The organism is Streptomyces cavernae (assembly GCF_004023625.1).
In the GTDB taxonomy this organism is placed as follows: domain Bacteria; phylum Actinomycetota; class Actinomycetes; order Streptomycetales; family Streptomycetaceae; genus Streptomyces; species Streptomyces cavernae.
The window spans coordinates 112195-133187 of record NZ_RPDJ01000034.1 but is presented as its reverse complement, the minus strand read 5'-3'; the positions used below and the strand labels follow the sequence as shown (position 1 = coordinate 133187).

Annotated in this window: 15 protein-coding genes; 7 read left to right on the top strand and 8 right to left on the bottom strand. The window is 70.1% G+C overall.

Features of this window, described 5'->3' with window-relative positions; translation table 11 throughout:
* Positions 1-148: 148 nt before the first annotated feature.
* Positions 149-1972 carry a phosphoenolpyruvate carboxykinase (GTP) gene (locus EF387_RS36320; protein ID WP_128380864.1) on the bottom strand — a complete coding sequence of 608 codons (1824 nt, stop codon included), beginning with the start codon at positions 1970-1972 and terminating at the stop codon, positions 149-151.
* 313 nt (positions 1973-2285) lie between these two features.
* Between EF387_RS36320 and trhA the strand changes: the two genes are divergently transcribed.
* The 5 genes from trhA (at position 2286) to EF387_RS36295 (ending at position 5489) form a co-directional block, all read left to right on the top strand.
* Positions 2286-2999: a PAQR family membrane homeostasis protein TrhA gene (gene trhA, locus EF387_RS36315; RefSeq protein WP_128380863.1), complete on the top strand. Its 714-nt coding sequence runs from the start codon at positions 2286-2288 to the stop codon at positions 2997-2999.
* A gap of 434 nt (positions 3000-3433) precedes the next feature.
* On the top strand, positions 3434-4075 hold the full coding sequence (locus tag EF387_RS36310; RefSeq protein WP_128380862.1) for a TetR/AcrR family transcriptional regulator: 642 nt from the start codon (positions 3434-3436) through the stop codon (positions 4073-4075).
* Positions 4076-4126: 51 nt separating this feature from the next.
* Positions 4127-4858, top strand: coding sequence for a Mut7-C RNAse domain-containing protein (locus EF387_RS36305; protein ID WP_128380861.1), 732 nt, complete (start codon positions 4127-4129; stop codon positions 4856-4858).
* 65 nt (positions 4859-4923) lie between these two features.
* Positions 4924-5205, top strand: coding sequence for a type II toxin-antitoxin system Phd/YefM family antitoxin (locus tag EF387_RS36300; protein ID WP_238431897.1), 282 nt, complete (start codon positions 4924-4926; stop codon positions 5203-5205).
* A 5-nt stretch (positions 5206-5210) separates the two neighbouring features.
* Complete coding sequence (locus tag EF387_RS36295; RefSeq protein ID WP_128380860.1) at positions 5211-5489, top strand: type II toxin-antitoxin system RelE family toxin; 279 nt, start codon at positions 5211-5213, stop codon at positions 5487-5489.
* Between the two features lie 78 nt (positions 5490-5567).
* On the opposite strand, the gene EF387_RS36290 is transcribed toward EF387_RS36295, so the two are convergent.
* The 5 genes from EF387_RS36290 to EF387_RS36265 all read right to left on the bottom strand — a co-directional run bounded on the left by EF387_RS36290 (position 5568) and on the right by EF387_RS36265 (position 14691).
* Positions 5568-7970, bottom strand: coding sequence for a galactose oxidase early set domain-containing protein (locus tag EF387_RS36290; protein ID WP_128380891.1), 2403 nt, complete (start codon positions 7968-7970; stop codon positions 5568-5570).
* Positions 7971-8050: 80 nt separating this feature from the next.
* Entirely contained in the window at positions 8051-9379 is a 1329-nt protein-coding gene (locus tag EF387_RS48775; protein ID WP_238431896.1) for a glycosyltransferase, read from the bottom strand.
* Complete coding sequence (locus tag EF387_RS36275; protein WP_128380859.1) at positions 9376-11028, bottom strand: ArnT family glycosyltransferase; 1653 nt, start codon at positions 11026-11028, stop codon at positions 9376-9378. The genes EF387_RS48775 and EF387_RS36275 overlap by 4 nt, the downstream gene beginning before the upstream one ends.
* The gene (locus EF387_RS36270; RefSeq protein ID WP_128380858.1) at positions 11025-12302 is read right to left on the bottom strand and encodes a glycosyltransferase; all 1278 of its coding nucleotides are present in this window, start codon (positions 12300-12302) and stop codon (positions 11025-11027) included. Before EF387_RS36270 ends, EF387_RS36275 begins: the two co-directional genes overlap by 4 nt.
* A 325-nt stretch (positions 12303-12627) precedes the next feature.
* Positions 12628-14691 carry a thioredoxin domain-containing protein gene (locus EF387_RS36265; RefSeq protein WP_128380857.1) on the bottom strand — a complete coding sequence of 688 codons (2064 nt, stop codon included), beginning with the start codon at positions 14689-14691 and terminating at the stop codon, positions 12628-12630.
* 241 nt (positions 14692-14932) lie between these two features.
* Between EF387_RS36265 and EF387_RS36260 the strand changes: the two genes are divergently transcribed.
* Positions 14933-18154, top strand: a complete 3222-nt coding sequence (locus tag EF387_RS36260; protein ID WP_128380856.1) for a tetratricopeptide repeat protein — start codon at positions 14933-14935, stop codon at positions 18152-18154.
* Positions 18155-19158: 1004 nt separating this feature from the next.
* Here the strand turns inward: EF387_RS36260 and EF387_RS36255 are convergent.
* Both EF387_RS36255 and mca read right to left on the bottom strand, forming a co-directional pair.
* Positions 19159-19419 carry a hypothetical protein gene (locus EF387_RS36255; protein WP_128380855.1) on the bottom strand — a complete coding sequence of 87 codons (261 nt, stop codon included), beginning with the start codon at positions 19417-19419 and terminating at the stop codon, positions 19159-19161.
* A gap of 1 nt (position 19420) precedes the next feature.
* Positions 19421-20302, bottom strand: a complete 882-nt coding sequence (gene mca, locus EF387_RS36250; RefSeq protein ID WP_128380854.1) for a mycothiol conjugate amidase Mca — start codon at positions 20300-20302, stop codon at positions 19421-19423.
* A 291-nt stretch (positions 20303-20593) separates the two neighbouring features.
* Here mca and EF387_RS36245 point away from each other — a divergent pair, with 291 nt between their 5' ends.
* Entirely contained in the window at positions 20594-20986 is a 393-nt protein-coding gene (locus EF387_RS36245; protein WP_128380853.1) for a DUF4307 domain-containing protein, read from the top strand.
* Positions 20987-20993: the final 7 nt, after the last annotated feature.

The following is a 20993-nucleotide window of genomic DNA, read 5'->3' as shown; positions in this document are numbered from 1 at the left end:
GGACAAAAACCCGGACCCCGCACGCCGTTGTGCGGGGTCCGTTGTGCGTCGCCGCGGCCGGCGGGACGACATCGCAGGTCAGGGCAAGGTCTGGCCGGCCGCGGAGCCTTACGTCAGGCGGAGCCTTACGTCAGGCGGTGCGCCCGCCTCAGCCGAGGCGCTGCACCAGGGCCCGGTACTCGTTCCACAGCTCCTTCGGGGTGTGGTCGCCGAAGGTGTTGAGGTGGTCGGGGACCAGCGCGGCCTCCTCCCGCCACACGTCCTTGTCGACGGTGAGCAGGAAGTCCAGGTCGGACTCCGACAGCTCCAGCCCGTCGGTGTCGAGGGCCTCCTTGGTCGGCAGGATGCCGATCGGGGTCTCGACGCCCTCGGCCTTGCCGTCGAGACGGTCCACGATCCACTTCAGGACACGGCTGTTCTCACCGAAGCCCGGCCACACGAACTTGCCCTCGTCGTTCTTGCGGAACCAGTTCACGTAGTAGATCTTCGGGAGCTTGGACTGGTCCTTGCCCTTGGCGACGTCGACCCAGTGACCCATGTAGTCGCCCATGTTGTAGCCGCAGAAGGGCAGCATGGCGAACGGGTCGCGACGCAGTTCCCCGACCTTGCCCTCGGCGGCGGCGGTCTTCTCGGAGGCCACGTTGGCGCCGAGGAAGACGCCGTGGTTCCAGTCGAAGGACTCCGTCACCAGCGGGACGGCCGTGGCGCGGCGCCCGCCGAAGAGGATCGCCGAGATGGGCACGCCCTTGGGGTCCTCCCACTCGGGCGCGATGATCGGGCACTGCGCGGCGGGCACGGTGAAGCGGGCGTTGGGATGGGCGGCCGGCGTCTGCGACTCCGGCGTCCAGTCGTTGCCCTTCCAGTCCGTGAGGTGGGCCGGAGTCTCCTCCGTCATGCCCTCCCACCAGATGTCGTTGTCGTCGGTCAGCGCGACGTTGGTGAAGACGGAGTTGCCCCACAGCGTCTTCATCGCGTTGGCGTTGGTGTGCTCGCCGGTGCCGGGGGCGACACCGAAGAAACCGGCCTCGGGGTTGATCGCGTAGAGCCGGCCGTCCTCGCCGAACCGCATCCAGGCGATGTCGTCGCCGATCGTCTCCACCGTCCAGCCGCGGACCGTGGGCTCCAGCATGGCGAGGTTGGTCTTGCCGCATGCCGACGGGAACGCGGCGGCCACGTACTTCGACTCACCGCTCGGCGGCGTCAGCTTGAGGATCAGCATGTGCTCGGCCAGCCAGCCCTCGTCGCGCGCCATGACGGAGGCGATGCGCAGGGCGTAGCACTTCTTGCCCAGCAGCGCGTTGCCGCCGTAGCCGGAGCCGTAGGACCAGATCTCGCGGGTCTCCGGGAAGTGCGAGATGTACTTGGTGGAGTTGCAGGGCCAGGGGACGTCGGCCTCGGTCTCGGCGAGCGGCGCACCGAGGGAGTGGACGGCCTTCACGAAGAAGCCGTCGGTGCCCAGTTCGTCCAGGACCGGCTGTCCCATGCGGGTCATGGTGCGCATCGAGACGGCCACGTACGCGGAGTCGGTGATCTCCACGCCGATCGCGGAGAGCGGCGAACCCAGCGGGCCCATGCAGAACGGGACCACGTACATGGTGCGGCCGCGCATCGAGCCGCGGAAGATGCCCTGTTCTCCCGCGAAGATCTCCCGCATCTCGGCGGGGTCCTTCCAGTGGTTGGTCGGGCCCGCGTCCTCCTCTTTCTCGGAGCATATGAACGTACGGTCCTCGACCCGCGCGACATCGGTCGGGTCGGAGGCGGCGTAGTACGAGTTGGGGCGCTTGATCGGGTCGAGCTTCCGGAAGGTGCCTTTTTGGACAAGTTCCTCGCACAGACGCTCGTACTCGGCTTCGGATCCGTCACACCAGACCACATTGTCCGGCTGAGTCAGCTCTGCGATCTCGTTGACCCACGAGACCAGTTCTTTGTGTTCGGTGGGGACGGTTGAGGGAGCCGCGATGTCGCGCGCCACGATTGCTCCTAGGTGAGGGATTTGTTGTTGATTGCCCCTTGGGGGCCTCGACCCGGACGCTTCGGATGCCTCACAGTGGATCATCTGGCGCTCATCCGGTGCCGACTGCACTCATTTGATCATCCGACTCCTTCGCCCATCTGTCCAGTGGGCCGCACACCTGAGCGACGTGAGCAACACCACGCACCTGTGCCGTTTAGCGCTCATCCGCTGTTCACCGCAGGGATTCCCGTGAGACCATCACTTCGCCGTGACGTCTTTCATTGGCCCAGACTGATTCGCAACCTACGAAGCCGTAGGTACGATGCGGCGCATGACTGCGTCCGCCCCCGACGCGCCTACGGACACGCCGGCCGCCGGCCGCGGTCCCGCCGCGCTCTCCCTTCCGCATCCGATCAAGCCGAAGCTCCGCGGCTGGCTGCATGCTGGAATGTTTCCGGCCGTCCTGGTCGCCGGGCTGGTGCTCACCGCGCTCGCGGACTCACCCCGCGGCCGCATAGCCTGCGGCATCTACGCGCTGACGGCCTGCCTGCTATTCGGCGTCAGCGCCCTTTACCACCGGGGCAATTGGAGTCCGCGCATGGACGCTGTCCTGCGCCGACTCGACCACGCGAACATCTTCCTGATCATCGCGGGCACCTACACCCCGCTGACCATGCTCCTGCTGCCGGGCGGCAAGGGGCAGTGGCTGCTGTGGGGCATCTGGGCCGCCGCGCTGGCCGGAATCGCCTTCCGCGTGTTCTGGATAGGCGCCCCGCGCTGGCTCTACACCCCGTGCTACATCGCGATGGGCTGGGCCGCGGTGTTCTTCCTCCCCGACTTCATGCGGAGCGGTGGGATCGCCGTCCTGGTGTGCGTGATCGTGGGCGGGCTCCTCTACAGCGCGGGCGGGGTGATCTACGGCATCAAGCGGCCGAACCCCTCACCCCGCTGGTTCGGTTTCCACGAGGTGTTCCACTCCTTCACCCTCGCGGCGTTCGTCGTGCACTACGTGGGCATCTCGCTGGTCGCGTATCAGCACAGCTGACCTCTTCGCCTCCGGGGCACCCTTCGCCCCGGACCCCCCACCCCTCTTCCCCAGTGGCCGTGGCGGCCTCGAAGCCACGGCCACTCGCCATGTCAGGACCGTGATCCCGGCCGCCACGGCCCCCAGCACGACGGGCACGCCGCCGAGCGGATAGCCGGCCAGGCACAGCACCGCGGTCACCAGCGCCAGCACCTTCACACCGAACGTGTCCACCTCGCCCCCTCCAAGATCACGATCCGTGAACCGACGTGATCTCAGAGTGACACGCCCCACTGACATCCAGGCGTCGCGCAGGTCAAGAAATGCCTTGCCTGGACGGCCCACAGAATGACGGCCGCTACTTTTTGAGAGTAGCTCTCAAGTCGAGCCGGACTGCCGTGCGGCGGTCCACGGAGCCATCGATGACGTGCCCCCGCCCCCGCGGATGGCCGACAATGGCCACCATGGCCGCCACCCCAGCACGGAGCACGACCCCCACCCCCGAACACCGGCTGGGGCTTCGCGAACGGAAGAAGATCAAGACCCGGACCGCGATCCGCGACGCCACGTACCGGCTGATCAGGGAACAGGGGTACGACACCACCACCATCGAGCAGATCGCGGAGGCGGCCGAGGTCTCCCCCTCCACGGTGTTCCGGTACTTCCCCACCAAGGAGGACATCGTCCTCACCGACGAGTACGACCCGGTGATCGAGGAGGAACTACGGGCCCGGCCCGCCGACGAGCCGTGGCTGGACTCCCTGCGCCATGTGATGCGCAGGGCCCTCGGCCTCCTGGACACCGAGGAGCGCGAGGTGACCCGGCTGCGGACCAGACTCATGGTCGAGGTCCCCGCCGTGCGCTCCCGGATGATGGAGAGCATGTCGGTCACCGGCCGGCTGCTGTGCCGGGTCATCGGGGAGCGCACCGGCATGGACCCCGACGGCCTGGAGGTCCGGGTCTACGCGATGGCCCTCATGGGCGGCCTGATGGAGACCTCGCTGTACTGGGCCGAGAGCGGCCACCGGGAGGACCTCGCCGAACTGGTCGACCGGACCCTGGACGTGCTGGAGCACGGCCTGCCGCCGGAGGGCTAGGGCCCGAAAACCGGGAGGCCACGGGCGCGCCCCCCGTGTCATCCTGACCCGGTGAACGGTCCCGAGATCCATGTCGCCTTCGCCCCCGAGCTGGACCTGTTCGTTCCGCACGGGCGCCGGGCGGGAGCCACGAAGGTCGTCACCGACGGCGTCTCCACCCTCGGCCATGTCATCGAGTCGCTGGGCGTCCCGCTGACGGAGGTCGGCGCGCTCCTCGTCGACGGCCGCGAGGTGCCGGTCTCGCACGTGCCGGCGGACCGCGAGTCCGTGATCGTGCGCGAGGTGGTGCGCCCCCAGCGCGTCCCGGGCGCCCCGTTGCGCTTCCTGCTCGACGTCCACCTCGGCACGCTCGCCCGCCGGCTGCGGCTGCTGGGCGTGGACGCCGCGTACGAGTCCACGGACATCGGCGACCCGGCCCTCGCCGCGCGCTCGGCCGCCGAGCAGCGGGTCATGCTCAGCCGCGACCGGGGCCTGCTCCGGCGGCGCGAACTGTGGGCGGGCGCGTTCGTCTACAGCACCCGCCCCGAAGACCAACTCCGCGACGTGCTCGGCCGGTTCGCGCCGGAACTCCGGCCGTGGACGCGGTGCACGGCCTGCAACGGACTGCTCAGGGACGCCACCAAGGAGGAGGTCGCGGACCAGCTCCAGGGCGGCACGCAGCGGTCGTACGACGTGTTCGCGCAGTGCGCGGAGTGCGGGCGCGCGTACTGGCGGGGCGCGCATCACGAGCAACTGCAGGCGATCGTGGAACGGGCGCTGATCATGCGGGCCGAGACGTGCTGAACTGCCGGACCGCTCAGCCCGGCCCTCACCGCGCGATGCTGATGTACATCTGTTACATTCGCTACATGAGCGAGCCCGTCATTTCACCGATGGCCGACGTCCGCCGACACCTCGCGGACGTCATAGACCGCGCCCACCGGGACGCGACCCCCACGATCATCACGCGGCGCGGCAAACAGGAGGCCGTGGTGATCGACATCGATGAGTACCAGCGTCTGCGCGACCTCGCGGAGAAGACCGAGGACGCTTGGCTGAACCAGCTCGCCGACGAAGCCGAGGCCGAGGGACTCGAGGGCTCCGTCTCGCTCGAAGAGATGGCCGCGGCACTCCGCGCCCACCACGCCTGATCGTCATGGGGTACGTCACCCGGTTCACACCGCACGCCCAGCGGGACATGCTCAAGATCCCTCGCCCCGAGGCACTGCGGATTCTCCACCGTCTCGCCGAACTTCAAGAGGCCCTCGACGTGGACGACACCTCGGCATTCGACATCAAGGCCCTGCAAGGCCACAACGCCCGCTGGCGCCTCCGCGTCGGGGACTACCGCGCCGTGTACACGATCGAGGACGGTGAACTGATCGTGTGGGTCCTCACGGTCGCCAACCGCCGCGATGTCTACCGCAGCCTCTGAGCGTGATTCCAGCCCCGTGGGCCGCACCGGGCTCGGTGCGGCCCACGGATGGCTCGATGACGCGGCTGCCGTCGGCGGCTAACGCCTCCTCAGATCGCCTTTCCGGCAGGTGAGTCCGTCCTTGTCCGGATCCAGCCGCAGCGGATCGTCCTTCCCGTTGACCTCGAGGCGTCCGTAGTCATGGGCCTTCAGCCAGGCGCAGCGGGCCGCGGTCGTCGCCCTCACCTCCGCGGGGAACACCGTCGGCACGCAGACGTTGGCGGAGCCGTAGTGCCGGTCGCAGCCGGAGACCGTCGGGCTGACCGCCTGCGAGGTCCGTTTCTTGCCGGGTCCGGTGACCTTGCCGTCCAGGGAGTCGGCGAAGGAGTGGATGTTCGCCGAGGGTGCGTCGTCGGAGGTGCCGTGTCCGGCGGAGGCGTGCCCGGAGGACGTGTCCCCGGACGCGGCGGCCATGGCCGAAGGACCCTGCAGGTGCACCCACTTCGCCACCGACGGCACACCGTTCGCGTCGACCGCGAAGAGCATGTACCAGCCGGGCGGGGCCAGGTTGGGGTTGCTGGTCACGTTCAGGTCGACGTTGTTGCCGTCCACGCTCAGCGGCAGGTCGACGAAGCGCTGGTTGGGGTCGGAGGAGTGGGTGACGGCGGCCGGACGGATCAACTCGGCCTTGGCGATGGGGCGGTCGACCGTGATGCGCTGGGTGTCGCCGTACGTCCACTCCGTGTCGATCACCGAGGTGATCGTCGGGCGGGGGCCCTTGAGGAGGTACGGCGGGGTGTAGATCGACACGTTGTGGTTCCAGGAGCCGTTGCCCGGGTTGTCGCCGGTCGCCATCACCCGGCCGTCGGGCAGCAGGAACGCGGAGGAGTGGTAGCCGCGGGCCTCGGGGTCGGCGGCCACCGGATCGAAGGTCTCGGTCTCCGGGTCGAAGATCGACGCCTCGTAGACGGGGTTGGCGCGGTTGTTGAGGGCGCCGCCGGTCTCCAGGACCTTGCCGTCGGGCAGCAGCACCGCGGAAACGTACATCTTGCCCTGGTCACCGGTCTCGGGCACCTTGCCGTTGCCGAGGTCCACCGTGCCCTGCGGGAGCGGCGGCCCGGCCACGTGGGACGGGTTGGCCTGCTTGAGGTCGATGATGTCGGTGAGCCGGTTGGCGTCCGGGTTGGAGTCGATGTTGCCGCCGCCGATCGTCAGCACCTTCTGGTCCTGCGCCGGAGGCAGCAGCACGCTCGCGGACTGGTCTCGCTCGTCCTTCTTCTGCAGTCCCGGGATCTGCGTGATCGTGTTGGCGTCGTAGTCGTAGATCGCCGAGCCGGTCCCGGGGATGTTGTTGCCGAAGACATGGCTGCCCGAGTAGAAGAGCCGTCCGTCCTGCATCAGGATCATCGACGGGTACAGGCCCCAGTACGACCAGGTCTGGTTGACCTTCCACAGCGGCTGCCACTGCTGCTCGGCGTCCGACCACAGCTCGGCGGTCACCGAGCCCGTGGAGTCCTCGCGCAGTCCGCCGAAGGAGATCACGTCACCGTTGCCGAGCACGGTCGCAGACGGGTACCAGTGCCCGTCGTTCATGTCGTTGGTCTTGATGTACGTCTCGGTGTCAGGGTCGAATATGTACGAGTCCTTGTATCCCTCGTAGCCGTGCGAACCGTCCGCCGCCGGGTAGGCCTTGTTGCCGCTCATCACCAGCACCCGCCCGTCCTGGAGCTGGACGTGCCCGGCGCAGAACATGTCGTCGGGCGTGGGGATGACCTTGTACGAGCCGTTCGCCGGGTCGTAGACCGCGCTGGTGAACGTGCCCGCCTCGAACATCTCCTCGCTGTTGCCGGAGCCTGCGATCAGCAGCACCTTGCCGTTCTTCAGGACGACCGAGTGCATGGAGCGGACCGGGTTCTTGGTGGGCAGCACGTCCCAGCGGCCGTTGGCGCACTCCTCGGCGGTCCCGGTGCACACCGGATCGGGGACCGGATCGGCGACCTGTTCCATCGTGTAGTCGTCGGTGGTCGCGGACCCGGTGCCGTAGACCGAGACGCCCCAGGTGATGCGGTCGGTGCCGGCCGGGACCTCCGGTGTGCGCACCGTCGCCTGCGTCCAGCCGGCCCGCATGTCCAGCGTCTTGAGGTCGGTCCAGTACTGCCAGCCGGCCGTGGTGTCGTGCCGGAAGAGCGTGATCGACGCGTCGGGCGTGGTCGTCTTGTACCAGAGCCCGAGGTCGTACTGCTTGCCCGCAGTGACCACCGGCGCGCACTCGGCCGACTCGGTGATCAGCGCCTTGCGGTCGCCGTCGACGCGCCGGGTCAGCTCGACCTTCATCGCCTTGGACCCCGAGTGGGCGTCGGAGGTGGTGGTGAAGGTGAAGTCGTTGTCGCCCCAGCCGGACTTCTCCCAGCAGTACGGCATGTCGTCGGTGCCCGCGGTCTCGAAGCCGGGGTTCTTCACCAGGTTGGCGGCCGAGGCCGGCTGGGGCGCGGCCAGCAGCATGCCCGAGGCGAGGGCGCCCACGGCCAGCAGTGAGGTGCGGCGTCTGGGTCTGAAACGGAGTCCTGGTCTCACACGGATGTTCACGGAGTTCTCCTCGATGTGCGGCTCCCGGAGGCCCCCCGGCCCCGGCGCGGCAGATAGACCAGCGCCTCCGTCCCCACGAAGCGCAGGACGAAGGTCGTCACCAGGGCGAGTGCGGTGGCGGGCAGTGCCCCCATGCCGAGCTCGCCGACGAACAGCGCGATCAGCGGTATGCGCAGCACCAGATCGGCGTTGGCGAGCAGCGCGAACCGGATGGCGCGGTCCCACCAGCGCCGGTGCGAACGGCGGTCACGGAACAGCAGTTGGTCGATGAGCAGGAAGTTCCACACGACACCGAACTGGTTGGCGATGATCTCGGCGGGCAGATAGTGCAGCCCGAGCGCGGTGAGCCCCCAGAGGCCGACAAGGTTCGGTACGAAACCGGTGACGCCGATGAGTCCGAAGAACAGCATCCGGGCGACGGGCGAGGCGGCGCGCAGGCCGAGCAGATGGCGCAGGAACCGCAGGCCCTCCCGCGCGGTGGACTTGGACTCGCCCGCGTAGCGGTCCTGGAAGACGAACGGCACCTCGGTGACCTCGCGCGGGCGGCTGCGCACGGCGAGTTCGAGGAGGATCTTGTAGCCGAGGGGGCGCAGGACCTCCGCGGGGACCGGTGCCCCGGCAGGCAACGCCTGCCCGTCAAGGAGCGGCGTCATGGGGGTCCCCCCTGCTCGAGCGAAGTCGAGAGCTTGGGGGAGTGCCGGGCGTCGCGACGGGGCAAGCGTTGGCTGTTGGGGCACCACGCTTCGGCGGATCGCGAAGAAGCCGCTCAACGGGTCGCTGATGCCGCGCAGCCGGCGCGGGAAGAGCAGCTTGGTGAGCCAGGTGGCGCCCCGCGAGACCGCGATGCGGTAGCCGCCGGCGAGTCCGGCGCGGCTGCCGCCCGGGATGTAGCGGGAGGCGACGACCAGCCCGGCGCCCGTGTGTTCCCCGGTGGCCACCAACTCCGGGACGAGGGACGGCGGGTGCTGGCAGTCGCCGTCCATGACGACGATCCAGTCCGAGCCGGCCGCCTTCATGCCCTCGACGACCGCGCCGCCGAGCCCCCCGGCCGCCTCGTCGCGGTGCAGCACGGTGACCGGGAACGGGCAGTCCTGCGCAGCGGCGGCGATCACCTCGGGGGTGTCGTCCGTGGAGTCGTCCACGAAGATCACCTCGCAGGGCAGCCGGGCGGGCACCGACTCGGTGATCTGCCGCAGCAGCGGCCGTACGTTCGCGGACTCGTTGAAGGTCGGTACGACGATGGTGACGGCGGCGGGTTCGGGCACGCCGGTGGCGCTCAGGCGGGGGTCGCCGAGGTCCTCCGGCAGCATGGATTCGGAGGTCATCGAGTGCCTCCCCGGGTCCCGGCACCGTCGATCCGGCGGATCTCGATGCGGTCGTCGCCCTTGCCGAAGGTGACGACCGGCGTGGAGTGTTCGAGCGCCTGTTTGACGTTGGGGAGGTCGACGGCGTCCCGGCGGACGGTGGGCGAGGCGACGACGTAGTCGAGGTCGCGCCAGCCGTCGGGCATCGTCTTGGTCACCGCCGGGTCCAGGTCGGCCTTGTAGAACCAGATGACGCCGAGCCCCGGCCGGTAGCCGGCATGCACGAGGTCGAGCCAGAGCGCGTCGTCTACGAGGACACGGGTGTCCACGGGGTCCGCCACGCGGGTGGTCAGCCACTTCGAGGCGGCCTGGTAGGGCGCGTTGGCGTCGGTGGTGACGGCGGTGCGGGCGCCGTCGTACCAGCGGGGCACCACGTATGCGGCGGCGGCGAGCGCGAGGACCGTCGCGAGGACGTAGCGGGCCGATGTGAGGTACCTGTGCTCCTCGCCGCGACGCCACCGGCGCAGCACCGCGTGGACGACGCTCGCCGCGCCGCCGGCGAGGACGAGGGCGAGGAAGGGCAGCGCCTGGATGATGTACATCGCGGGCAGGTAGCCGCTCGGGCGCATCGCGACGAGCGCGAGGATGGCGACGGTGAGCGCGGGCCCGGCGAGTGCGCGGGCGGTCACCGACCAGCGGAAGGTGACGAGCAGCAGGAGGGCGCCCGCGAGTCCGCCGAGCGGCAGGACCCGGTCGTAGTAGAGCCAGGACTGCAGCACGCCGTAGGAGCCGGTGCCCGCGTCGAGGATGAAGCCCGAACCGGGCCGGGTCATCTGGTACTCCAGGCCGTCCCAGAGGGAGACGTGCCCGCTGCCGGGGAACAGCTCGCCCTTCAGCAGGGCGAAGAGCGGATACGACAGTCCGATCATGGCGCAGGCGGTGACGGCGCCGGTGAGCGCGAACTTCCGGGTGTCCCGGTGGCTGTGGCGCCACATGGTGACGAACAGCGCGGGCAGGACGACGAGCATCGTCTCCTTGGTGAGGACCGCCGCCGCTGCCGCGATGCCGGCCCCGAAGTGGTGCCAGAGATGGCGGCTCGGGGAGGCGGCCAGGCAGAACGCGAGCAGCGTCCACATCACCGCGATGTTGTCCAGGAAGATCTCGCGCTGGAGGACGACCGACAGCGGTGACAGGCCGAAGAACACCATGGCGAGTCCGGCCGCCCAGCGGGGCAGCGCGAGCCGGCGGGCCAGCACGTAGATGAGGACCGAACTGGCCGCGCTTATCAGGAGCATGACAGTCCGCATCGAGCCGACGGTCATCCACTCCGGGTTGATCAGCGAGGGGATCCAGGTGAGCAGCGCGATCTGGATCCAGCCGAGCGGCGGGTGGTCGTACCAGTAGGTGTAGTGGGCGAGCCCGCGCCCCTCCTGAACGGCCCAGGCCTGGGCGAGATAGGTGCCCTCGTCGTCGCTGAGCGTCGGGTAGTCCGCGATGTTCCAGCCCTGCACGGTGATGATCGCCGCGAGGAGCACTCCGCAGAGGATCAGATCCGCGCGTGAGCTGCGAAAACGGAGGGCGGGGCCGGTGGCGGGGGTGGTTTCGTGCGCAGGGGACTGCTGCGCGGGGACCGAGGAGGTACTGGTCGCCGCGGGAAGGGTGGAGGTCACGCCGGAACGTCCTCTCGGGACTCGCGGGTCACGGTGGCTGCGGTGAGGTGTGCGCCGACATGACTGGTCAACTCCCAGTCGTTACGCCCCCGTTGCTCGCGCCATACGGCGCGGACGGCAGCCCCGGCGAGCAGCACCTGGTAGAAGGGGCCGCCGACGACGAGCTTCAGATAGTGGATGAAGCGGACGCGCAGTCCGTACTGCTTGCCGAAGTCATGCAGTCCGACGACCTCGAAGACGAAGGTGACGAGGGCGGTGACGGCCGGCAGGAAGGTGACGAAGGCGATGCCGACGGGCACGTCGAGGAAGAGCGCGATCGCCGCGTTGAGCGGGATGAGCACTCCGGAGGCGGCCTGCAGGAACGGGGTCATGAGGGTGTACCGGGCGAGCATCCGCTGGCCGAAGGCGGGCAGTTGCTTCCAGTCCTTCTTGCGGTAGACCTGCAGGAAGCCCTGGTTCCAGCGGGTGCGCTGTTTCAGCAGCGACATCAGGGTGCCGGGGGTCTCCTCGCGGGTGACCATGTCGGAGTCGTAGGCGACGACGACCTTCTTGCCCCGACTGGACAGCCGGACCCCCAGGTCGCAGTCCTCGGCGAGACAGTCCGGATCCCAGCCGTCGGCCTCCCGCAGCACATCGGTGCGGACGAAGACGGTGTTGCCGCCGAGCGGGATGAAGCCCTTCTGCGCGTGCAGGTGCAGCCGGGAGCGGAACCAGAAGAAGTACTCCAGGCAGTTGCGCAGGCTGTACCAGCTGGAGTTGAAGTTGATGAGCTGGACCCCGCCCTGGACGACGTCGGCGCCGGTGGAGCGGAAGGCGTGGTCGACGTGGGCGAGCAGTTCGGGATGGACCTGGTCCTCGGCGTCGAAGACCCCGACCACGTCACCCGTGCAGTGGGGCAGCGCGGTGTTCATGGCCTTCGGCTTGTTCTTCTTCTCGTGGTGGTCGACGACGACACGCACCCGCGGGTCACGGGCCGCAGCCTTCCGGGCCACCTCTGCGGTCTCCGGGTCGTCATGGCCGACGATCACGATGATCTCGAAGTCGGCGTGGCTGGACTCGAGCAATCGCTGGATGGTGTGGTCGAGCACCGCCTGTTCGTGCCGCGCGGGCAGTAACAGGGAGAAGGACAGCCCCTCGCCGCCGTCCGGTCTGCTGAACCGGGTGGAGGCGAGCACCTCGGGCGTGCGCCAGGCGTGCATCTGCCACCACAGGGTGAACGCCGCCATCCAGAACAGCACCAGGGAAACGGCAGCGATGAAGACGGACGTCAGCAAAAAGATCCCCCCAGATCCCCTATACCCCCCGGCGTACCTCGGGCGTGCACCCCCCGGTACACACCCGGGCGCAACGGAGTTCGCTCGCGTTGCGCCGACGATCAGATTATGGGGGAACTGTGAAGCTCGTGACCGCTTCCGATAAATAGCTTGTTTCCGCATGGTGGACAGTCGGGTGAAAGCCTCGGATTGCCTACAACGTCGTTGCAGGTGAGCGAGTTGACGATGGATCAGCGCCGACGCCGACGCCCGATCGATCGCTCAAGACCCCATCCATAAATGGCTGAACTTCGACCCACTTCGTTCACAGCTGAGAACGTTTCAGTCACGCGGGGTTACCGAGCGTCAGCGCTTCCCGCAACCGCTCCACATCCGTCGTCGGCGCGTCACAGGTGAAGTTGCGGCACACATAGGCAGCCGGACGCCCGTCCACCAGCGGCCGGCCGGCCGTCAACGGCAGCCCGTCACCGCTCGGCTCAGCGCCAGGTTCACCGCCCGGCTCACCGACCGCGACCACCGCACCGGGCGCGGTCGCCAGCAGCGCCGTCCGGTGCAGTTCCCTGGTGCCCGGATCGCCCGCCGGGCCCACGACCGCCACCTCACGCGGCCCGTCCAGCGACGCCTCCGCCACCGCGAGCCCCCAGCCGATGAACCGCGGCACCCGCGGACCGAGCGCCTTCACCATGCCCAGCGCCTTCTCGGCGGCGGTCCGGTGCCGCTCGGAGCCGGTGTGCGCCGCGTACGACAGCAGCGCGCCCGCGGCCGCGCTCCACCCGGACGGAGTTGCGCTGTCCGTCGGGTCCTGCGGACGGCGGATCAACCGCTCCGCATCGGCGGCCGTGTCGTACAGGGCGCCGCTGTCGTCGGTGAACCGCTCCAGCACGTGGTCGAGGAGCAGCCCGGCGAACTCCAGCCACACGCCGTCCCCCGTGACGGACGCCAGCGTCAGGAACCCCTCCGCGACATCCGCGTAGTCCTCCAGCACACCCTGGTTGGCGCCGGCCCGGCCGTCCTTCGACGTCCGGGCGAGGCGCGCGTGCTCGTCCATGTGCACCCGTACGAGGAGATCGGCGGCCTCCACCGCGACCTCCACGAAGTCGGGGTCGTCGAAGAACGCGCCGACCTCCGCGAGCGCGGCGATCGCCAGCCCGTTCCAGGCGGCCACCACCTTGTCGTCGCGGCCGGGGCGAGGACGCCCGTCCCGGGCCGCCTTCAGCCGCAGCTTGGCGTACGCGAGCCGCGGCAGATCGAACACGCCCTGGTCCTGCGGGAGTTGCAGGACGGAGGTGCCGTGCTCGAAGGTGCCCTCCTCGGTGACGCCGAAGTACCGCGTCGCGAGCTCCGCGTCCTTCTCCCCGAGCACCTCCCTGAGCTGCCCGGGCGTCCACACGTAGTACGCGCCCTCGACGTGCCGCCCCGTCCCGTCGTCGCTGTCCGCGTCCAGTGCGGAGGCGAACCCGCCCTGCTCCGTGCGCAGTTCGCGGTAGAGGAACTCCGCGGTCTCGATGGCGACCCGCCTGGCGAGCTCGGACCCGGTGGCCCGCCACAGATGCGCGTAGACCCGGCACAGCAGGGCGTTGTCGTACAGCATCTTCTCGAAGTGCGGCACCACCCACGCACGGTCCACGGAGTAGCGCGCGAAGCCGCCGCCGAGCTGGTCGTAGATTCCGCCGCGCGCCATCCGCTCCAGGGTGTCCTGCGCCATCTGCAGCGCACCTTCCGACCCGGTGCGCGCGTGGTGACGCAGCAGGAACTCCAGCACCATCGACGGCGGGAACTTCGGCGCGGCCCCGAAACCGCCGTACGTGGGGTCGTAGTCCCGGGTCAGGCCGAGCAGCGCCTGCGCCAGCTCCTCCTCACCCGGTGCGGTCGTCTCCGCGCCGTACGTCAGCTCACGCCCGGCGAGATCACGCACGATCTTCCCGGCGACCTCGGCGACCTCCTCCCGGCGGTCGGTCCAGGCCGCGTGCACCCCCTCCAGGACCTGCCGGAACGAGGGGCTGCCGGGGCGTGGCACGGGCGGGAAGTACGTCCCGAAGTAGAACGGCTCGGCGTCGGGCGTGAGGAAGACGGTCATGGGCCATCCGCCCTGCCCGGTCGCCGCCTGCACGGCCTCCATGTACACGGCATCGACGTCGGGCCGCTCCTCGCGGTCGACCTTGACGCTGACGTAGTGGGCGTTCATGTAGGCGGCGGTGGCCTCGTCCTCGAAGGACTCGTGAGCCATCACATGACACCAGTGACAGCTCGAATAACCGACGCTGAGCAGCACGGGAACCCCGCGCTCGCGCGCCTCCTCGAACGCCTCGGGCGACCAGGGCCACCAGTGGACCGGGTTGTCGGCGTGCTGCAGGAGATAGGGGGACGTCTCATCGACCAGTCGGTTCACCCTTCCACTCTCCCACGGGCAGCGGCGGGTCTCCCACGGGAAACGACGGCTCCGCGCACGGTCACGGAAGGCGACCGGGTGCCACGGTCCGTCACGGATGGCGTCGAGGAGGTCGTGCTGGGCTGTGAAGGGCCGGTGAGGGTCGCGTGCGCCGGTTCGTGTGATCGCTGGGCCTCTCGCCTTCGCGCCCCGCACCCCGCACACTCGTAACCGGACGAGCAGCTGTCGGAGGGGGACTGACATGCGGGAGAGCCACCGGGCCGAGGCCGAGAGGCTGTTGGCGCGGGCCGTCGAGGAGGAGGTGCGCCGGTCGGGCGGGCGGGTCGACGGGAACGTACTGCTGTCGCGGGCGCGCGGGGCGCTGGACGCGATGGCGCAGACGGCCGCGGAGGAGTACGAGGCCTTCGCGCGCGCCACGGACGAGGCGGAGGCCGGCCGGCTGACGTTCGCTCAGCGCTACGCCCGCGAGGGTGCGGGAACTCCGTTGCTGGTGGCGGCCGTCGCGGCGGTCGCGGCCTGTGTGGCGGACCTGGCGCTGGGCACCGGCGCGGGCACGGCACTCGGCGCGGGCGCGACGGTCGCGGTGGTGGGCGCCGCGGCGACGGTGGTGCGGGTCACCGCCTCGCATCTGCCCGCGGCGAGCCGGCGCGCCGGTGCGCTGGGCCAGCCCGGCGGCGCCGAGCAGTTGCGCCTTGCGTGGCTGACGGCGCTCGAAGTACGCGGCATCCGGCCTTTCCTGGACCAGCAGCGCGTACTGAGCGCGTCGAGCGTGGCCAAGAAGGGTGCCCCGCAGTTGCGGCGCACCGACAAGAGCGCGGCGGCGCGGCGACGCAACGTCCTTGAACGTTCGTTCGGTCAACTGCCGGAGCCCGAGGGGCCGTTCGCGGGCCGGCGACGGGAACTGCTGCGGATCCGGCAGTGGGTGCAGGCGGCGCGGGCCAGTACCGATACCCGGCCGACGGTGGTGGTGCTGCACGGTGCGCCGGGCTCGGGCCGCTCCACGCTCGCGATCCGGGCGATCCACGACCTGAAGGACCAGTTCCGGGGCGCGTGCGTGGTGGATCTGCGCGGCGACAGCCCCGAGGACTCGCCCCTGCCCCCGCTTTCCACGAGAGACGCGCTGCTGCATCTGCTGAACCGGCTGGGCGCACCGCGCGAACAGCTGCTGTTCCGAGAGCGTTCCGCCCCGGACCAGCACGTCAAACGGCTCACAGAGCTCTACAACCAGCATCTGACCGGGCTGCCGGTGACGATCGTGCTGGACGACGCCTCGGACGCCCAGCAGGTGCGCACCCTGATTCCGGAACGTTCGGAGAGCCTGGTGCTGGTCACCGCCCGCAAACCGCTCGACCTGCCCGCCGAACTGGCGGCCTGGGTGCACGAGCTCCCGGTGACGGCGCTGGAGGCGGCGGGCGCGGAGGAGTTGCTGAAGGCCGCCGCCCAGGAGGACTCGGGCCCCTACGACGCCGAATCCCACGACCGCATACGGGAGTTGTGCGGCGGGCTGCCGCTGGCACTGCGGGTCGCGGGGTCCTCGATCGGGGCGCGGTCGCCGCGTCAGCTGGCCGCCGATCTCGCGGCGTACGGTCCGGTGGAGCCCGTCGAACGGGTGCTTTGGCTGCGCTACACCGACCAGTCGGAAACGGCCCGGCGGCTGCTGCGCCGGCTGGCCCTGGCGGGCCGCGCCTCCCTGGGAGCGGCAGCGGCGGCGGCCCTGCTGGCGACGGACGAGGCGGAGGCGACCCGCCATTTGACGGCACTGTCCCGAGCGGGTCTGATCGACCATGTGCGCGGCAGCCGCTACCGGCTGCACGATCTCATACGGTCCTTCGCCCAGGCCCGGCTGCTGGACGAGGAGGATCCGGCGGAACGCACGGCGGCCCAGGAACGGCTGATCGTCAACTACGCGGAGCTGGCGGACTCGGTGATCCGTCTGGTCGACGGGAAAACGTCGACGCGGGCGGACACCGCTTTTCAGTCGAGCACAGTCGGCCCGCACGGCTTCACCTCACTGGACGCGGCACTGCGCTGGCTGGACGACGAGTCGAGCTTCATCACCTCGGCGCTGCGCTCCGCGGAGGGTGTCGACCAGGGGGCGGTGCTGAATCTGCTGGGCGCGCTGTGCGACTACTGCCTGCTGCGCGGCGACCTGTACCGGCTCGGGGAGATCAGCGAGCTGACACAGGCCGTCGACCAGGGCCTGCTGGTGCGTTCGGTGCAGTGGCGTACCGGTATCGCGGCCCGTCAACTGGGCGAGCTGGACACGGCGCGGACCACGCTGGCGTCGGTGGTGGACCTCTACTTCGAGGCACATCACGACGCGGGGGCCGCGCGGGCGCTGTGTTCCCTGGGGATCACCCTGCACCACCAGGGCAATCTGTCGGAGGCGGAGGCCAAGCTCAAGGAGGCCATGGAGCTGCAGTCCTCGCCCTCCCTGGCGGCGGACCGGGCGTGGACGATGCACGCGCTGGCGGCGGTGGAACGGGACCGCGGCCGGGTGGAGAGGGCCCTGTCACTGCTGACCGAGGCGCTCGTCCTGCACGGCGAGAGCGAGTCCGTGCACGGCGAGGCGTGGGCCCACTTCCAGCTGGGCCAGCTCAGCCTGCGGATGGGCGACATCCCGCGTGCGGAGTCGGAGCTGCGCACGGCACTGGACCTGTACGGCCGCACGCGCGACGCCCGCGGAGAGGCCTGGGCCCTGACACAGCTGGCCCGGGCCCGGCTGGTGGCCGGGGATCCGTCGGCGGCGGTGGACGGTCTGCGCCAGGCGGTCTCGCGGCACCGGGAGAACGAGGACGCGCGGGGCCAGGCGTGGACGATCTACTACCTGGGCCAGGCCCTGGAGGAGACGGGCAACCTCGATCAGTCCGTCCGCGAGCTGGAACGCTCCCGCACGATGTTCTCCCGGATGCGTGACGTCTACGGCCTGGCCTGCGCACGCCACCACTCCGCGCGGGTCACCCGGGACCAGCGCGCGGCCCAGACCGGCAGCCTGCGCAACTCGGGCTTCGCCCGCCAGCTCCTGGTGGACGCCCGGGCGGACTTCCAGCGCATCGGCGTGGCCCACGGCGAGGGCTGGACGTGTCTGGAACTGGCGGTGGTCGAGGCGGGCAACGCCCGTAACCAGCACGCCCTGCAGCTGTGTGACGAGGCGGTGGCGCTGTTCGCCTCGTACGGCGACCGCCGCGGCGAGGACTGGGCCCGCTTCCTGCGCTGCACCCTGCTGCCCTACGCCGCCCCCGGCGGTGTGGAGGTGGGCACGGCGGTGGCCCAGGAGGAACTGGCCCAACTGTCCAGCACCTCCCATCCGTCCCGCGACGCCAAGCTGGAAGACTATGTGGAGGCGTACCAGCTGCTGCTGGAACGGGGCGTGAACCTGGACGCGGGCTGGCAGGCATGGCGCCTGGGAATGGTCCCGAGCCGACACGCCCGAGAGATCATGGGCGTGCCGGTGACGGGTTAGCCCTGCGGCGAAGGTGAGCTGCGCGGCCCTGCGCGGAGGGGAGTCCGTCCCTGCGGGGAGGTGAGTCCCGCCCCTGCGCGGAGGTGGGGTTCCGCAACTGCGCGGAGGGGGGTTCCGCACCAGCGCCGAGGGGGTTCCGCACCAGCGCCGAGGGGGGTTCCGCAACTGCGCGGAGATGAGTTTCCCGCCCCTGCGCGGAGGGGGGTCCCGCCCCTGCGGCGAGGTGAGTTGAGCTCCTCCTCCGGCGCCCGGAAGCGAGCCGTCCAGGCTCGGGCCTACGCGTCGGGGGGCCAGGGGCAGCCCGCGGCTGCGTGCGCGTCCTCGGTCGGTGCGGCCGACGTCCGCGCTGTTCGCGGCGACCCGGTCGCCGCACCCTCCCTGCGTCGCCGCCGTCCGGGACCGGGGTCCAAGAAGCAGAGAGAGCCCCCGCGGCGGCCTCCGGGGCTGGGGCCGAGTGCGGACAGAGCCCCCGCGAAGGTATCCGGGCCGGGGGCGAGGGCGGACGGAGCCCCCGCGGCGGCATCCGGGCCGGGGCCGAGTGCGGACAGAGCCCCCGCGGCGGCATCCGGGCCGGGGCCGAGTGCGGACAGAGCCCCCGCGGCGGCATCCGGGCCGGGGCCGAGTGCGGACAGAGCCCCCGCGGCGGCATCCGGGCCGGGGCCGAGTGCGGACAGAGCCCGCGGCGGCATCCGGGCCGGGGCCGAGTGCGGACAGAGCCCCCGCGAAGGCATTCAGGCCGGGGCCGACGGCGGACGGAGCCCCCGCCGCGGCATCCGGGCCGGGGCCGGGCGGACAGCGCCCCCGTGTGCACCATCCGGTACCACCGGGTTGGGGGCAGAACCGCCCCATGGCCGGCATCCGGGGCGCAGCCCCGGATGAGAGTCCCCCTGCTCGAGCGCAGTCGAGAGCTTGCGCGAGGGGCGGGCTGGGACGGGCAGGGGCGGAGGGGGCGGAAACCCCTCCCCACCCGCTGCGGGGAGCCCCGAGTCACCGGCGGAAGACGCTCACCCCTTGGCGGGCGACGTCTTCCCCTTGGAACCGGAGCCTCCCTTGCCGGAGGCTCCCACGCCGGAGGCGGACTCCTCCTGTGGGGCTTCGTCGAAGTCCACCTTGCCCATGTGCCGGTTCATGGACTTCATCAGACCCCACACCGCCACAGCCATCACCGCGAACACGATGAAGCCGAGTACGCCGGGGGTGACCTTGTCCTTGTCCAACTCCTTGGCGAGGGGGACGAGGTACGTCAGTGCCAGGCTTGCGCTCATGTCAGGCATTGTCGCGGATGCCCGCGAAGAGGTCGTCCTCGGGGAGGGTGGTATCGACGAGCGACTTCGCCAGCTCGTACTCCTCCGTGGGCCAGACCTCCTTCTGGAGCTCCATCGGGACGCGGAACCAGCCCCCGTCCGGGTCGATCTGGGTGGCGTGCGCGATCAGCGCCTTGTCGCGGATCTCGAAGAAGTCGGCGCACGGGACGTGCGTGGTGAGCGTGCGCTCCGTGCGCTCGAACTCGTCCCACCGCTTCAGCCACTCCCCGTACGGCGACTCGAGCCCCCGGTCCAGCATCGCCTTGTGGAGCGCCTCGGTGCGCGGCCGGTTGAAGCCCTGGTTGTAGTAGAGCTTCTGCGGCTGGAACGCGGGACCGAACTCCTGCTCGGGGTACTTCTCGGTGTCCGCCGCGCCCTCGAACGCCACCATCGAGATCTTGTGGGTCATGATGTGGTCGGGGTGCGGGTAGCCGCCGTTCTCGTCATAGGTGGTGATCACCTGCGGCCGGAAGGCGCGGATCTTGCGCACCAGTTCCCCGGCCGCCTTGTCCACGTCCTCCAGCGCGAAGCAGCCGTCGGGCAGCGGCGGCAGCGGGTCGCCCTCGGGCAGCCCGGAGTCGACGAAGCCGAGCCACTCCTGCTTGACGCCGAGGATCTCGCGCGCCTCGTCCATCTCCTTCTTGCGTACCTCGTGGATGTGCTCCTCGATGTACGGGTCGCCCTGCAGTTTCGGATTGAGGATGGAACCCCGCTCCCCTCCCGTGCAGGTAACGACCAGCACGTCCACGCCTTCGGACACGTACTTGGCCATGGTGGCGGCACCCTTGCTCGACTCGTCGTCGGGGTGGGCGTGCACGGCCATCAGTCGCAGCTGGTCAGTCAAGACTCAATCCTCGTTGATTCGGCGCCCTGGTGTGTGTGGCGCATCCATAGGTGCCGTCCCGTGGGGACGTCGGTCGGCGTGGGGGCGGGTGCTGGGGCGGTGGTCGAGTGGTGGACGGGGGGCTTCTATAGTGACCGAATCGGGCGGCGAATAATTCCGCGCCCCGAAGAGCCCCGAAGAGCTCCGCAGCAGGCCCAGGACGCCGGCGCCCGGGTCCTGTGGGTTTTGAGGGTCCCTGACGTGCGCGCTCCTCCCGGGAACTCCCTTCCCGCCCCCAGCGAGAGGACGATCATGAGCACGGTGCAGCTGCCCGAGGGCCGTTACGGCCGCTCCGAGGACCAACGCGCCGACCGCATGCTCAAGATCGTCGGCAGCGTGCTCGGCGCCGCCCTGCTCGCCCTCGTCGGCTGGTTCGCCTACCACTACGTGGGGGGTACGAAGATCAGCGCCGAAGTGATCACCTTCGAGACGGGCGACACCGAGGTGAAGGTCCAGCTCGAGGTCCGCAAGGACGCGGACGCGAGCGGGTACTGCACCGTCCGCTCCCAGGCCGAGAACGGCGCGGAGGTCGGCCGCGCCGATTTCCGCTTCGACCAGAACGCCTCCCGCATCGACGAAGTGGTGACGTTGCGTACGACCTCGCGGGGCACGACGGCGGAGTTGCTGGGCTGCCGGGCCGATTGACATCAGA

Bases quoted from the DNA above. Each gene is read 5' to 3' on its own strand.
- trhA (WP_128380863.1), top strand. From the start codon at position 2,286: ATGACTGCGTCCGCCCCCGACGCGCCTACGGACACGCCGGCCGCCGGC.
- EF387_RS36310 (WP_128380862.1), top strand. From the start codon at position 3,434: ATGGCCACCATGGCCGCCACCCCAGCACGGAGCACGACCCCCACCCCC.
- EF387_RS36300 (WP_238431897.1), top strand. From the start codon at position 4,924: ATGAGCGAGCCCGTCATTTCACCGATGGCCGACGTCCGCCGACACCTC.
- EF387_RS36295 (WP_128380860.1), top strand. From the start codon at position 5,211: ATGGGGTACGTCACCCGGTTCACACCGCACGCCCAGCGGGACATGCTC.
- EF387_RS36290 (WP_128380891.1), bottom strand. From the start codon at position 7,970: ATGCTGCTGGCCGCGCCCCAGCCGGCCTCGGCCGCCAACCTGGTGAAG.
- EF387_RS48775 (WP_238431896.1), bottom strand. From the start codon at position 9,379: ATGACCTCCGAATCCATGCTGCCGGAGGACCTCGGCGACCCCCGCCTG.
- EF387_RS36260 (WP_128380856.1), top strand. From the start codon at position 14,933: ATGCGGGAGAGCCACCGGGCCGAGGCCGAGAGGCTGTTGGCGCGGGCC.
- EF387_RS36255 (WP_128380855.1), bottom strand. From the start codon at position 19,419: ATGAGCGCAAGCCTGGCACTGACGTACCTCGTCCCCCTCGCCAAGGAG.
- EF387_RS36245 (WP_128380853.1), top strand. From the start codon at position 20,594: ATGAGCACGGTGCAGCTGCCCGAGGGCCGTTACGGCCGCTCCGAGGAC.